The following is a 328-nucleotide window of genomic DNA, read 5'->3' as shown; positions in this document are numbered from 1 at the left end:
TGGCGGCACCGTGGCCGGCCCGGCGCGCCGGCTGCTGCCCGGGGCTTCGGCCGGCGCCGGCGTGGCCAGCGTGGCGTTGTAGGCCGATCGGCGCACCGGCGAACCCAGCACGTCGTTGGCGATGTTGATGCGCGACGCCGCGTCGGCCGGCCAGGGATCGTCGGGCGAGGCGAAGTCCGGGTGCGTCAGCCGGATCATCAGCCGGTAGTGCTCGCGCAGCGTATCGGCGTCGGCGTCGGGCGTCAGGCCCAGCAGGCTGTAGTGATCGGCGCCGGGCCGCAGCATCACCGTGCGCACAAAAAAGCGCGCGGCGCGCCGCAGTTCGGCG

1 protein-coding gene is annotated in these 328 nt (G+C 74.7%); it reads right to left on the bottom strand.

The genetic code is table 11. The features are described from left to right. Positions 1-328 (bottom strand): J domain-containing protein (locus QQK43_RS16995; RefSeq protein WP_284308692.1); only part of this gene is annotated, 328 nt, incomplete at both ends.

It is taken from the genome of Hydrogenophaga electricum, from assembly GCF_030160815.1.
Lineage (GTDB): Bacteria > Pseudomonadota > Gammaproteobacteria > Burkholderiales > Burkholderiaceae_C > Hydrogenophaga > Hydrogenophaga electricum.
This window is presented reverse-complemented; position numbering and strand designations above follow the sequence as displayed.